Raw genomic sequence first — 13,183 nt, 5'->3', positions numbered from 1 at the left:
TTCACGCAAACTTCATATTGAAAACTAAATATAATTATAATCGGTTATTGTAATTTTGATTTATGATTTTTCGCAAAATTAAAAGTTTGAATTTAGGAAAGATTATTCAAACCTAAATTCAAACTTTAATGAAACAATTAAAGAATGTTACGTCTAGTTTTCGCTAATAACGGCATTTAAAAGTTCGGCAGGGTTACCTGTTCCTGCACCTCCTATTGTAATGGATCCACCAGGAGGAATTTCACCGTTCCATCCGGCATTTGTAATTACATAATGATTGTTTGTTTTACTACTAATTTTAGAATCCCAAACTTGTGTTAAATTGCCGTTATAATCAAATTCTAACTTCCAGTTTTTAATAGGGCTTGTGCCGTTATTTTTAATTACAATTGAGAAGTTATAGCCACTTCCCCAATTTGAAGTAACTGAAAATGTAGCCTTATCATTACCATCAGGAGGTGTTGTGTTAGCATCATCAGTTTTTACAATAATAGAATTAGGTTGTGATTTATTCCCGGTAGCGTCCTTTGCTAGTATTGAAAAAGTGTATTCCGTATTAGGTTTCAAATTTTTAATTGTAATGCTATTTGATGTTGTACTCCATTTTTCTTCCCCAGCAGTAACTTCATACTCAGTAACTCCTACATTATCAGTAGATGCAGTCCAGCTTAATTGGACTGAGCTTGAGGTTTTATTAGTAACCACAATGTTTTTTACGTTCGTTGGTGATTCAGTATCTTTTTGACTGATAGGTCCACCAAGTAATTCGGTTACTAACGTATCAAGCAATTTTGGACCACTACAGCTATATTTTGGACTTGTGCGACAGTCACCACTAAGTTCCCAAAACATTGCCCCACTTAAACCTTTCGTTTTTATATAATCTGTTTTATATTTCATAGATTCATTGTCATCGTAGCTAATAAATGTGCCTGTAGTAGCATTGTATAAATAAGGTACTTTAGCTGTATCATTCCAATAGCGTACAAAACCATTTTTGTTTACGTAATTCGCTGCTAAATCACCGTAATCATAAACACCCGTATCACCAGTAGAATAATCATCCCAAGTACCTTTAGATGCTAGTTTGCCATCACTACCTGGTTTACATGGTTGATATTGCCCATTATTATCTTTTCCACAACTTTTCCAACCACGTCCGTAAAATGGTACGCCTAATACGAGTTTATCAGCTGGTACACCTTCATTTTTATAAACGTCAATAGCTCCATCTACGTAAAATTTCGTATCAGCTGCTGGATCATTCGGATCTTTATATAATGCGGCATTATGGTTAGAAGTTGCTTCCCAACCGCCGTGGAAATCATATGTCATAATATTAATCCAATCGAGTATTTGAGAGATTTTCTTTAACTCTGTATGATCGGCATAACGTTGACTTGCCCCTGAAGCAATTGTTAATAAATATTGTTTTCCATCTTCAGTACCGGCTTTATTTAAAGCATTTCGGACATCTTGAAGAAGGAGCGTGAAATTTTGTTTATCTTCAGGACGGTAACTACCACCAGGAATCGTTTCAACACCTGGATATTCCCAGTCTAAATCGACGCCGTCAAATCCGTATGCACGTAGGAAATCGACTGTTGATTCTGCGAATACTTTTCTAGTTTTTTCATCAGCTGCCATATCAGAAAATCGATTAGACCAAGTCCAGCCTCCGACGGAAATAATGGTTTTTAAATGAGGGTATTTAGCTTTTAGTCGTTTTAATTCTCCGAAGTTGCCACAACGGGCATATTTATCACAATCTTCCCAAGTTGTACCTGATCCTGGATAAGATTTTGTGACATCAGCCCAGGGCTCACCTAATACGAGAGTACCATTAGGAACTTCTTTATTTTGCAACGGTACACCAGATTCTTTACAGTTCCATGTTTGTTTATTTGGATTATCGGGATGTGTAGAAGGATTTCCATGTTTTCCATTCCAGCAAATATCAGCAAACGCATAGTTTAAATGAGTGAGCTTTGATGCATCGATGTCTGCAACTTGATAATTACGTCCGTAGATGCCCCACGAAGGAAAGTACCCAATAATTTTTTGGTTTTGCGTTGGTGAATTTGCTGATGCGAGATTTGGAGTAATAAAATTTGCGAGAAAAAGAGGTAAGAAGAGTAGTAGAGATAGCAATAGTAATGTGAATTTTTTTGACCTCATAGTCATTTCCCCTTTCAAGGTAAAAGATATATTTAAAGGCATTTGCCGATAAATCAAAGTGAATCTAGACGTATGAAACGTCTAGATAAAAATGATCAGACATCACGAAGTCTATACAAGGGAGCTGGGGTGATTAAATCGTAACAAATGTAAGATTTAGTGTAAACGCTTTATTGTATGAAGAAAGACTTTCTCAATACAAAAAGGCTTTAATACAAACTGCATATGAAAATGAAAGACCGGTGAGGAAGAAAATAGCTTATTATAAATAAATTTGAGAAAAAATTGTATGAAGTCAACTTGTAATGGGGTGGTAAGATGGTGAAATTTCATATAAAATAATAGTAAAAATATGTAAGAAAGAGGATAGTGTGGATGTGTTGTTGAACATTGCTGAAGAAAAGGTTCGACAAGCAATCTGGAATGGTGATCTGGATTATATTTCGGGAAAAGGAAAACCACTACAATTAGAAGATCTTTTAATGGTACCTCTAGAGTTAAGGATGAGCTATAAAATTTAAAAAATGCGGGAATGATTCCAGCAGAAATGGACTTACAAAAGATATATTAAAAATAGAAGATTTAATTGCTTGCTGTTATGATGAAGTAGAGAGGAAAAAATTACAAGAAGGGTTAACAGCAAAAACGTTGTGTTTTCAACAGGTAATGGAAAAGAGAAAGATAGTTCAGCATTTCGTAAATTAAGTTAAGAGGGATAAGATGAATACATTTGAAACGATAGAAGAATTAGCAACATATATTGAAGAACAGCAATTAGTACTTCTATTTATTAAAACAGAAAATTGTGGTGTTTGTGATGTCATGTTAAGGAAAGTAAATTACGTATTAGAGAATTATGATTACGTAGAGAAAATAGAGATATTACTACAAGACATGCAAGAAGTTGCGGGGCGATATGCAGTATTTACAGGGCCGACAATTTTGTTATTTCATAATGGAAAAGAGATCCTTCGTGAATCGCGCTTTATTTCACTTGAAAATTTAGAGAGAACCATTCAATTATTCGAGAATTAGGGAGGTTTTTATATGGAATTTATTATTGTCATACTATTATTTGTTGTCATTGGAATAATTGTAATAGCTGTTCGATCAAACAAAAAGAAAGTAAACCTTACGAAACAAAATAACATACATAATTCGTCTAATAACTCATCACCGCTTTTTTTCTTTGCTGGATCTGATAATAATGACAGCTCACATGATAGCAGTTCACATGACTGTGGAGGGTCTTTTGGAGGAGATAGTGGAGGTAGTTGCGGTGGTGGCGGTGATTAATAAGAATACGCCTTATATAGGCGTATTTCTTTTTTAAACAAACGTTTGATTAGTTGGCTTACATACGCACACTAACAGTTAAATAAACGTTTGTTTAATATTTTTAACATGATAAGGAGAATGGAAATGGGAAGGGAACCGAAAGTGAAAAATAAAGGGAAAGTAGCATTGTTTTTATTAGTTGCTGGAGGTGTATTTCTTGTTAAACTTGGATTTAAATTTGGAACAATACATATGATCCGAACTTGGTTTGAAAGTACGTTTTCGTAAATAAGGAATATAGCCTCTTGCGAAAGAGGTTTTTCATTTGTTATCATTAGACTGAACGGTCGGTTTAAAGAGGTGTGAGTATGAGAAAAAGCGCAGAAGAGATAAAGAAGGAAATTGCATACAAAGCAGAAAATCTGTTTTCACAAAAAGGCTATGCAGCCACATCTATGGAAGATATTTGTGAAATTACAGAGCGAAGTAAAGGGAGTATTTATTACCATTTTAAAAGTAAAGAAGAATTATTTTTATTTGTAGTAAAACAGCATACGTATGATTGGCTTGAAAAATGGAATGAAAAAGAGAAGTTGTATAGTACTAGTATTGAAAAATTATATGGTCTCGCAGAATATTATGTAGAGGATATACAACAACCTATTTCGAGTGCAATAGAGGAATTTTCTATGAGCCAAGTTGTGAGCAAAGAGGTTTTAGATGAATTATTAGCTTTAACTAGAGAATCATATGTTATGTTTGAGAGATTAATCGAAACAGGTATACAGTCTGGAGAGTTTCGTGAAGAAAATGCGCGCGATTTGATGTATATTGTACATGGCTTATTATCAGGGCTTGGAGTGCTTTACTATGAGCTAGATTATAACGAGTTAAAGCGAGTTTATAAAAAGGCAATAGATGTATTGTTAAAAGGGATGGCAGCTGAATAATAAGTCAGCGGCTTTTCTTTTAAAACGAATTAGACCGAATGGTCGGTTTATAAAAGGAGGAGCGGAAATGAAAGCTTTATTTAAAAATCGAGCATTTATGCTCGTTATGGCATCCGATATTTTACAACAATTTGCGATTTGGATCAGAAATATGGCCCTATTGTATTTCATAATGGAGCGGACGAATAATGATCCAGTTTCAGTGTCACTATTATCGGTCATGGAATATGCACCTATTTTTATTTTTTCTTTCATTGGTGGCGCGTTAGCAGATCGCTGGAACCCGAAAAGAACAATGGTTGCTGGGGATGTGTTAAGTGTACTGTCTATTATAGGGATTGTTTTATTGTTAAAGATTGATTACTGGCAGGCAATATTTTTTGCGACACTCGTTTCCGCAATTGTAGGTCAGTTTTCTCAGCCTTCATCTTCACGCATATTTAAGCGCTATGTAAAGGAAGAACAGGTAGCAAATGCGATTGCATTTAACCAAACATTACAGTCATTGTTTATGATTTTCGGACCAGTTGTAGGATCGCTTGTGTATACACGACTTGGTTTATTTACGTCACTATATAGTTTAATCATTTTATTTTTATTATCTGCTATCGCCCTTTCATTTTTACCGAAATGGATTGAACAAGAGCAAGCAGTGAAGGAATCATTAAAAAATGATATAAAAGAAGGATGGAAATACGTTCTTCATACGAAAAATTTACGTATGATTACGATCACTTTCACAATTATGGGCTTAGCTGTTGGATTAACGAATCCATTAGAGGTGTTTCTTGTAATAGAACGTCTTGGAATGGAAAAGGAAGCAGTTCAATATTTAGCAGCAGCGGATGGAATAGGTATGCTAATCGGTGGTATTGTTGCTGCGGTTTTCGCTTCAAAAGTAAATCCGAAAAAGATGTTTGTATTTGGTATGAGTATATTAGCAATCTCATTTTTAGTCGAAGGGTTGTCCACATCATTTTGGATTACTAGTTTGATGCGATTTGGAACAGGTATTTGTTTAGCTTGTGTTAATATCGTTGTCGGTACGCTTATGATTCAACTTGTACCAGAAAATATGATTGGAAGAGTGAATGGAACCATTTTACCAATGTTTATGGGGGCAATATTAATTGGAACATCACTAGCTGGAGGATTGAAGGAAATGACTTCATTAGTTATTGTATTTTGTATAGCGATGTCACTTATTTTATTAGCGATAGGGCCGGTTTTACGTATGCAACTAGATAAAGAAGATGTTGCTAATAAAGAGGAACTAACGAATTCATTCGCTTCGAAATAGCTATTGTAAGGGAGCAGAACTGCTCCCTTTTCCTATGGGAATCTTTTGACAATGAAATGTACCAACTATATACTGATGTTGTAAAAATAATTTTACAGGTTAGGAGAAACGATGTGAAAAATCAAATCTATGAATTGCGCACTGAAAATAATATTTCACAAGGTGCATTAGCTGATAAGTGTAGCGTATCAAGACAGACGATAAATGCAATTGAGAACAATAAATATGACCCAAGTTTAGCGTTAGCATTCCGCTTAGCGGAAGTATTGGGAACAACTGTTGATAAACTATTTTTGTATAAGCTGTAGGGGAAAGAGAAAATAAGTCTTTTAGTTACAGCATTAGTAGTTATAAGTATGCTAGCATTTGCACTTTACTATTGGTTAATTGAACTTCAAGTAAACTGGTATGCACTATTTATTTGTAGCATCGCATAATGTTGAAGGGGCAAATGAGGAGAAGAAAGATTTAGAAAAACATGTATGAAAAACAAGTGTAAATGTTACATATTATGTACGCATTGTATTTATTTTTTGTTTTTTTCGCATCGGTAGGTTTTAATAAATGGATAGATTTTCATGATGTACCGCTTTTACTTACGTTATGTGCCGCTAGAGTTGTAAAGCCAGCTGTAGAGTTTTTACTTGTAAAGCGTTATCGTTAAAAATAAAGAAAGATCCTCTTCTTGTGCGAAGGGGATCTTCTTTTTATAGCGTTTTAGTTTTCGGATTAGGTGGTGTAACGGGTGTATCATTTTCAGGAACTCTAGTTAATAAGAATCCACCGATAATAAACAATACGATAATACTAAGGACACCAGCGTTTGTTTTTCCTGTTAATTGGGTTGTAACACCGACTAATACTGGACCCATAATTGCGGCAAACTTGCCAAAAATATTATAAAATCCGAAGAATTCATTAGCAGATTCTTTTGGTACGAGTTTAGCAAAGTATGAACGACTTAGTGCTTGAATCCCTCCTTGAGAAGTGGCAACTAACATTGCTAAAATCCAAAAATCAAGTGTCGTTTTTAAGAAATAAGCATATGTGCAAATAATGATATAAATAATGATACCTACATATAGCATTTTTTTACCGGTAAATGTTTCGGATAGTTTTCCATACAATAAAGCGAATGGACAAGCTACAATTTGTGTTACAAATAAGATGATTAATAGATTAGTTGCACTGATACCGAGATCTGTTCCGTAAGCGGTAGACATAGTAATAATTGTATCGACCCCATCAATATAGAAAAAGTAAGCGATTAGGAACATAAATACTGTTTTATATTCTTTAATATTTTTAAAAGTACTAGCAAGGCGCTTGAAGCTCATTGCGATTGGCCTTGGATGACGTTCAATATAGTGTGTTTGCTCTACGTTTTTTAGCATTGGAATTGTAAATAACCCCCACCAAAGAGCTGTTATCGCAAAGGAAATTTGACTAGCAATGCCGACTGATAAAGAGATAGTTCCTTTTTGAGCAAGAATAATAAGAGCGATACAACCGATAAAAGGAATTGTACTCCCAATGTAGCCTAAAGCGAAACCTCTCGTAGAAATTTTGTCCATTCTATCTTCAGAGGTGACATCTACTAAAAATGCATCATAAAAAATGTTTGCTCCAGCAAAACCAACTAATGCGAGCATATAGCATCCTAGTAATAAGTACCACTGTGATGTTGGAACAACTGCTAGCATACTTGTAAATACGATGCCAAGTCCAAAGAAGAATGTGAAAAATCGTTTTTTAAACCCTTTATAATCAGCAACTGTGCCGAGAATAGGAGCAAGTATAGAAATTAATAGTGTAGCGAATGAGTTTGCATATCCCCAATAAGCTGTTGAAGTTGCACCAGATAGTCCGGCTTCTTTTGCAGCTGCTTTAAAATAAATTGGAAATAATGCAGTTGTAATGACGAGCGAATATACCGAATTCGCCCAATCATATAATATCCAGCTTTTTTCTTGTCTGGACATTTTTTTCATATAATGTTCCCCCTTAAATTGTTCTACTAACAGTGTACAAAAATAAAAATTATAAAAAGAGAAACAGTGATGGTTTTTACATAACTTTTACATATATACACAGTTCTTTACAATTGTAGTAAATCCTCTATAATGGATCCGTCTGTTTCGCCTAAGTGCAAACCGAGTAATCTTGCGATAGTCGGACCTTCATCAATAAGTCTCATATACGGGATTGTAACGCCACTTTGAATACCTTTTCCAGCAGCGATAAAAATTGTTTCATAGTTAGGCTTTGTTGGGGAGTAACCATGAGTTCCAAATGTATATTTTTTACTAGAAGTAACATCTTTTTTAGTAATTTCTTTTATAAAATCACCGGTATAATTTTCAGTGAAATAATACCCCTCTTGTGCTTCCAACATAAATAAACAATTACCATCTGCACCGGATTCTTTCGCCGCTTCATCATGAAGTATAAATTCAATGCCATTTTGTTTATTTTGAAGCAGTTCTTCAAGAAGTAGTTGTACTTCCCGAATGGTATCCGTATCGTTTTTGTCTTTCACATATACATAGGCAGAACCGTCGCAACTTTGACAGTAGGCCTTCCAGTCTACTAATTTACCTTCTTTATTTAGAGATATAAGCTCTTTTTGATGGAATAGCACATTTAATTGAACTGATTTATTTTCACTTAAAGCGCTATGATCACCAAGGGCAATGATTGTACTTTCTTCGTATATTCCACTTTCTTTTAATGCGTGAATAATTTTTCCTAGACGTTCGTCGTGCCTATGGATGGCTGCTATTGTTTCGTTAGATTCGAAGCCATGATAGTGTCTTTGTGTGTCTAAATCAGTGAAATGAACAAACATGACATTCGGCCTTTTTGTAAGGATTGTATGTACAGCAGAAGCAAGAACGAAATCATCGAGTTCAGGTTGTGATAATCCATTTCGTATATGACCGAACCGTCGATTTAAATCTAATTGGTATAGCGGGCTACCGCTAAATAATGAAACTAAAATTTGATTTTGCCACGGTCTATTTGGAAAGATTTCCGGTAAATTGTAATCAATGTTTGCTCTTCCAGTAACAGGCCAAAGAAGGGCTGCTGTCGTTAAATTTGCTTTGCGTGCTTCATCATATAATGTTGTTCCTTTTATCGATTTTCGGTACCAATGCCAATCTGGTGATTCACGTCCTGGTTGAAGTAAAGTATTGCTAACAACACCATGTTTATTAGGGTAGTTTCCAGTAACGATTGTTGAGTGGCTTGGATATGTTACAGAAGGATAAATTGGTTCTACTTTTTCTACAACCGCGCCCTTTTTTATTAGAGATTGGAAGTTAGGTAATTTTTGTAGTATAGGAAAATCTAAAGCTGATAAACAGTCGAATGATAAAATAATGACACGATTAGTTAATGCTTTATCCATAAAGTAATCCTCCTAATTATATAAAACCTATTCTTATATATTACTATTAATACCTAGTAATAAAAATATGTTTCTGAATAAAATTTATTATTTATTTTCAGAAAAATTAAACATATAATAAGTATAAGGGATTGAATGAAAGGAGGGAATACTATGGACTGGCTAGATGGATTTGGTATTTTTTACATCATTGGTGGAATCACGATTCTCCTAGTATTTGCTATTTCATATTTACTAAAGAAACGTTTTCCAGACAAACAGTTTGATATTATATTTTCACTTAGTTTAGTACTTCTTTGTTTAGCTTTCTTTCCTGTAACAATGATAGCTATTGGTGGGTGGGAAGGAATGGGATATGGATTTATTTGTTTCTTCGTTCTACTTGGTACACTTATCGGTATGGTTGCACATCAACTTGTGAAAATCGTTCGGAAGAGCTACGTATAAAACTACAAAAAATGAAAAGAATATATAAAAATAAGAAAATTAGCTATTGTTTTAAAAAAGAATTTGTATTATGATAATCAACAAATTTATTTCGTTATAACGCTGAAAAAGGACTAGTACATGTCCAACCTTTTTTGCAGAGAGAGAATCCGTTTGGCTGAAAGATTCTTAAAGGGCGATATGGAACCTACCTTTGAGTTCTGCATATGCAGCGGGAAATTCCCGTTATCAAAAAGAGAGCATATACAATTTTTGTGTATGAATCAGGGTGGTAACGCCGGCAAAGCTCGGTCCCTATTTAGGGGCGCGGGCTTTTTTGTATTTTCTAAAAGGAGGAAGACTGACTATGGCAAAAGAACAAGTGCAAGCCATTACGAAGATGGAAGAGGACTTTGCACAGTGGTATACCGATATTGTAAAAAAAGCTGAACTTGTTGACTATTCAAGTGTAAAAGGGTGTATGATTCTGCGTCCGTACGGTTATGCCTTATGGGAGAATATGCAGAAAGTGATGGATGAAAAGTTAAAAGAAACTGGTCATGAGAATGTGTATATGCCAATGTTTATCCCAGAGAGTTTATTGCAAAAAGAGAAGGATCATGTTGAAGGATTTGCTCCTGAAGTAGCATGGGTTACGCATGGCGGGGATGAAAAGTTAGCGGAAAGACTTTGTGTACGTCCTACATCTGAAACTTTATTCTGTGAGCATTTCTCAAAGATTGTTCAATCATATAATGATTTGCCAAAGTTATATAATCAGTGGTGTTCAGTAGTTCGTTGGGAAAAGACAACGAGACCATTCCTTCGTACGACTGAATTTTTATGGCAAGAAGGCCATACGATTCATGAAACGGGAGAAGAATCGCAAGCTGAAACGTTAAATATTTTAAATCTGTATGCCTCTTTCTGCGAGGAATACTTAGCGATACCAGTCATTAAAGGACAAAAAACAGAAAAAGAAAAGTTTGCGGGAGCGAAGGCAACTTATACGATTGAAAGTTTAATGCATGATGGAAAAGCACTTCAAACAGGAACATCTCATAACTTTGGAACGAATTTCTCTGAAGCATTTGATATTAAGTTTTTAGATCGTAACGGTAAGTGGCAATATGTACACCAAACTTCGTGGGGTGTATCAACGAGAATGATAGGTGGACTTATTATGGTCCATAGTGATAATAACGGACTTGTAATGCCGCCAAAAGTCGCTCCATTACAAGTTGTTATTGTACCTATTGCTCAGCATAAAGAAGGCGTGTTAGAAAAAGCAACAGAGTTACAAGGACGGATTCAGAAGGTTGCGCGTGTAAAAATAGATGCTAGCAATAAAACACCGGGCTGGAAATTTAATGAGTATGAAATGAAGGGAATTCCAATTCGATTAGAAGTGGGTCCAAAGGATATTGAAAAGAATCAAGTTGTACTTGTAAGAAGAGATACGAAAGAAAAAGAATTTATATCAATGGATCAATTAGAAGAACGCATTCCATCATTACTTGAGGAAATTCACCATTCTTTATTTAATAAAGCAAAAGTATTTCGCGATGAGAATACGTATAGTGTGGCGAATTTCGAAGAGATGAAAAAAGCAGCTGATGAAAAGCAAGGGTTTATTAAGGCGATGTGGTGTGGAGAACTAGCTTGTGAAGAGAAATTAAAAGAAGAAGTTGGAGTATCTTCACGTTGTATGCCTTTTGAGCAAGAACATTTAGCTGACGAATGTATTTGCTGTAGTAAAGAAGCAAAGCACATGGTCTATTGGGGAAAAGCATATTAATACGCTTTCTGATAGATGCCAAAAGGACTTTGGGTTGCATAATAAACTGCAATCCAAAGCCTTTTTAGTTTTATATTGGTTTCATGTATTTTTTAGATGGAAGGATGTTGGTCTTTATCTTGCATTTTTACGGCGAATAAACAATAACATACCAATTAGGAATGTTGAAAGTCCCATTAAAATAGATGCAGGATAATGCGCTGCAGTATTAGGTAATTTATCACCTTGTTTTGTCGCATTATCTTTTACGTTACCACCTTGTGAACTGCTATCACCTTTAACTCGATTGCCATCTTGAGAGCCTTTGCCATCTTGCGAACTGCTATCGTCCTTAACTCGATTGCCACCAGAACCGTTGCTACCAGAGCCACTGCCACCAGAACCGCTACCACCAGAACCGTTGCTACCAGAACCACTGCCATCAGAACCGTTGCTTCCTGGAGGTTTATTATTATCTTTTGAGTTTCCTTCTGCTAGATGATCACTGTTTTGTACAATAGCGTTTGTTGGAGAGAAGTTTTCCGTGGCTGCATTACCGATATTCAAGCCGCTAAAAAAAGATAAAGAAAGTGTTGATGCTAAAATGAAGATTTTCGTCATTGTTTTCCTCCTGAAAAATTAATATTCCATCTAAAATACATCCCTTTGTAATATTTCATAGGAGATATAGTTTTATGCAAAAAAACTATATAGATAAGATGTTCACAAATTTTTATGGCTATATTTAGATATTCAAAATAAATATTTCGGAATGATATGTTAAGATTAATAGTAAGAAGAATAAAAAGGGAGGGCTGAAGAATATAGGATTTCTTATATTCTTATAAAAAATTATGAAACAAACAACAAAACAAATAATAACAGGTACATTCCTAGCGACAGCAACATCTTTTATTTCGACGCATGCCTTTGCAGAAAGTGATAATTTAGCGACAGTAAATGCAACAAATTTAAATATACGTGAACAACCTACAACTCAAGGGAAAGTTATAGGAACAGTAAAAAAGGGAACAAATGTACAAGTTTTAAGTAAGGAAAAAGAATGGGCTAAAATTTCTCATGATGGAAAAGAGGGGTATGTCACATTACAATTTTTAGGATTTTCGAATGGAAATCCAAACGTTGAACAAAAACAACAATTAACGATTAATAATGGACAAAAAGAAGAGGGAATTGTTACGGCAACTCGTTTAAATGTACGTAATAGTCCAGCTCTAGGTAGTTCAATGATTGGCTATGTTCAAAAAAATGAAAAAGTAACGGTATTAGGAAAAGCGAACGGCTGGGCAAAGATTGAATATAAAGGAAAAGAGGGATATGTATCTTTAGAGTTTTTAAAATTTGGAGATGCAATTCAAACACCTGACACTTCTGGCCAAAAGCAACTGCAACCAACAATCAAAAATGGAGCACAAGAAGTAGGAACAATCAATGCAACAAGCTTACGAGTAAGAAGCGCAGCGAATACAAGTAGCTCGGTTTTAGGGAACCTAAAAAATGGTGAAAAAGTAACAGTACTAGGAAAAGCGAATGGTTGGGCAAAAATAAGCTATCAAGGAAAAGAAGGGTATGTATCGTTAGAGTTTGTGAAAATTGATGGCAACACAGAAGAGATAAAAAAGCCGGAACAACCCAAAACATCAGATGCAACGATTAAAAATGGAACGCAAGAAGTAGGAACGATCAATGCGACAAGTCTCCGAGTAAGAAGCGCGGCGAATACAAGTAGCTCAGTTCTAGGAAACTTAAAAAATGGTGAAAAAGTAACAGTACTAGGAAAAGCAAACGGCTGGGCGAAAATCAATTACCAAGGAAAAGAAGGGTATGTGTCGTTAGAGTTT

Annotated in this window: 13 protein-coding genes, 2 pseudogenes and 1 other annotated feature; of the genes and pseudogenes, 11 read left to right on the top strand and 4 right to left on the bottom strand. The window is 35.0% G+C overall.

Features of this window, described 5'->3' with window-relative positions; translation table 11 throughout:
- Positions 1-153: 153 nt before the first annotated feature.
- A complete protein-coding gene (locus JDS95_RS19885; RefSeq protein WP_199690739.1) occupies positions 154-2,178 on the bottom strand; it encodes a glycosyl hydrolase family 18 protein in 2,025 nt (674 codons plus the stop codon).
- Between the two features lie 371 nt (positions 2,179-2,549).
- On the opposite strand from JDS95_RS19885, the pseudogene JDS95_RS19880 reads away from it, so the two are divergent.
- The 8 genes and pseudogenes from JDS95_RS19880 (at position 2,550) to JDS95_RS19845 (ending at position 6,370) form a co-directional block, all read left to right on the top strand.
- A pseudogene (locus tag JDS95_RS19880) lies at positions 2,550-2,883 on the top strand (DnaJ family domain-containing protein).
- A gap of 15 nt (positions 2,884-2,898) precedes the next feature.
- Entirely contained in the window at positions 2,899-3,213 is a 315-nt protein-coding gene (locus JDS95_RS19875) for a thioredoxin family protein (protein ID WP_001091216.1), read from the top strand.
- Positions 3,214-3,225: 12 nt separating this feature from the next.
- Positions 3,226-3,474 (top strand): hypothetical protein, encoded by a 249-nt coding sequence (locus JDS95_RS19870; RefSeq protein WP_000394360.1) that lies wholly within the window; start codon positions 3,226-3,228, stop codon positions 3,472-3,474.
- A 126-nt stretch (positions 3,475-3,600) separates the two neighbouring features.
- Positions 3,601-3,744 carry a hypothetical protein gene (locus JDS95_RS19865; protein WP_000532280.1) on the top strand — a complete coding sequence of 48 codons (144 nt, stop codon included), beginning with the start codon at positions 3,601-3,603 and terminating at the stop codon, positions 3,742-3,744.
- A gap of 80 nt (positions 3,745-3,824) precedes the next feature.
- Positions 3,825-4,406 carry a TetR/AcrR family transcriptional regulator gene (locus JDS95_RS19860; RefSeq protein WP_001231936.1) on the top strand — a complete coding sequence of 194 codons (582 nt, stop codon included), beginning with the start codon at positions 3,825-3,827 and terminating at the stop codon, positions 4,404-4,406.
- A gap of 67 nt (positions 4,407-4,473) precedes the next feature.
- The gene (locus tag JDS95_RS19855; RefSeq protein ID WP_199690738.1) at positions 4,474-5,706 is read left to right on the top strand and encodes an MFS transporter; all 1,233 of its coding nucleotides are present in this window, start codon (positions 4,474-4,476) and stop codon (positions 5,704-5,706) included.
- Between the two features lie 56 nt (positions 5,707-5,762).
- Positions 5,763-6,014 carry a helix-turn-helix transcriptional regulator gene (locus tag JDS95_RS19850; protein ID WP_073990719.1) on the top strand — a complete coding sequence of 84 codons (252 nt, stop codon included), beginning with the start codon at positions 5,763-5,765 and terminating at the stop codon, positions 6,012-6,014.
- Between the two features lie 48 nt (positions 6,015-6,062).
- Positions 6,063-6,370: pseudogene (locus tag JDS95_RS19845) on the top strand (hypothetical protein).
- A gap of 43 nt (positions 6,371-6,413) precedes the next feature.
- Here the strand turns inward: JDS95_RS19845 and JDS95_RS19840 are convergent.
- On the bottom strand, positions 6,414-7,697 hold the full coding sequence (locus tag JDS95_RS19840) for an MFS transporter (RefSeq protein WP_144467489.1): 1,284 nt from the start codon (positions 7,695-7,697) through the stop codon (positions 6,414-6,416).
- A 107-nt stretch (positions 7,698-7,804) separates the two neighbouring features.
- The gene (locus JDS95_RS19835) at positions 7,805-9,118 is read right to left on the bottom strand and encodes an alkaline phosphatase family protein (RefSeq protein ID WP_199690737.1); all 1,314 of its coding nucleotides are present in this window, start codon (positions 9,116-9,118) and stop codon (positions 7,805-7,807) included.
- Between the two features lie 153 nt (positions 9,119-9,271).
- Here JDS95_RS19835 and JDS95_RS19830 point away from each other — a divergent pair, with 153 nt between their 5' ends.
- Both JDS95_RS19830 and proS read left to right on the top strand, forming a co-directional pair.
- Complete coding sequence (locus JDS95_RS19830) at positions 9,272-9,565, top strand: YesK-like family protein (RefSeq protein WP_000383863.1); 294 nt, start codon at positions 9,272-9,274, stop codon at positions 9,563-9,565.
- Between the two features lie 93 nt (positions 9,566-9,658).
- Positions 9,659-9,864, top strand: a binding site (T-box leader).
- Between the two features lie 47 nt (positions 9,865-9,911).
- Entirely contained in the window at positions 9,912-11,342 is a 1,431-nt protein-coding gene (gene proS, locus JDS95_RS19825) for a proline--tRNA ligase (protein WP_001040990.1), read from the top strand.
- Positions 11,343-11,456: 114 nt separating this feature from the next.
- Here the strand turns inward: proS and JDS95_RS19820 are convergent, their stop codons facing one another.
- Positions 11,457-11,942: an LPXTG cell wall anchor domain-containing protein gene (locus JDS95_RS19820; RefSeq protein ID WP_199690736.1), complete on the bottom strand. Its 486-nt coding sequence runs from the start codon at positions 11,940-11,942 to the stop codon at positions 11,457-11,459.
- A gap of 233 nt (positions 11,943-12,175) precedes the next feature.
- On the opposite strand from JDS95_RS19820, the gene JDS95_RS19815 reads away from it, so the two are divergent.
- Positions 12,176-13,183 (top strand): SH3 domain-containing protein (locus tag JDS95_RS19815; protein WP_199690735.1); only part of this gene is annotated, 1,008 nt, incomplete at its 3' end.

The sequence above is a fragment of the Bacillus cereus group sp. N24 genome (assembly GCF_016483345.1).
Lineage (GTDB): Bacteria > Bacillota > Bacilli > Bacillales > Bacillaceae_G > Bacillus_A > Bacillus_A toyonensis.
This window is presented reverse-complemented; position numbering and strand designations above follow the sequence as displayed.

Bases quoted from the DNA above. Each gene is read 5' to 3' on its own strand.
- JDS95_RS19875 (WP_001091216.1), top strand. From the start codon at position 2,899: ATGAATACATTTGAAACGATAGAAGAATTAGCAACATATATTGAAGAA.
- JDS95_RS19865 (WP_000532280.1), top strand. From the start codon at position 3,601: ATGGGAAGGGAACCGAAAGTGAAAAATAAAGGGAAAGTAGCATTGTTT.
- JDS95_RS19835 (WP_199690737.1), bottom strand. From the start codon at position 9,118: ATGGATAAAGCATTAACTAATCGTGTCATTATTTTATCATTCGACTGT.
- JDS95_RS19840 (WP_144467489.1), bottom strand. From the start codon at position 7,697: ATGAAAAAAATGTCCAGACAAGAAAAAAGCTGGATATTATATGATTGG.
- JDS95_RS19820 (WP_199690736.1), bottom strand. From the start codon at position 11,942: ATGACGAAAATCTTCATTTTAGCATCAACACTTTCTTTATCTTTTTTT.
- proS (WP_001040990.1), top strand. From the start codon at position 9,912: ATGGCAAAAGAACAAGTGCAAGCCATTACGAAGATGGAAGAGGACTTT.
- JDS95_RS19870 (WP_000394360.1), top strand. From the start codon at position 3,226: ATGGAATTTATTATTGTCATACTATTATTTGTTGTCATTGGAATAATT.
- JDS95_RS19855 (WP_199690738.1), top strand. From the start codon at position 4,474: ATGAAAGCTTTATTTAAAAATCGAGCATTTATGCTCGTTATGGCATCC.
- JDS95_RS19885 (WP_199690739.1), bottom strand. From the start codon at position 2,178: ATGAGGTCAAAAAAATTCACATTACTATTGCTATCTCTACTACTCTTC.
- JDS95_RS19850 (WP_073990719.1), top strand. From the start codon at position 5,763: ATGTACCAACTATATACTGATGTTGTAAAAATAATTTTACAGGTTAGG.
- JDS95_RS19830 (WP_000383863.1), top strand. From the start codon at position 9,272: ATGGACTGGCTAGATGGATTTGGTATTTTTTACATCATTGGTGGAATC.
- JDS95_RS19860 (WP_001231936.1), top strand. From the start codon at position 3,825: ATGAGAAAAAGCGCAGAAGAGATAAAGAAGGAAATTGCATACAAAGCA.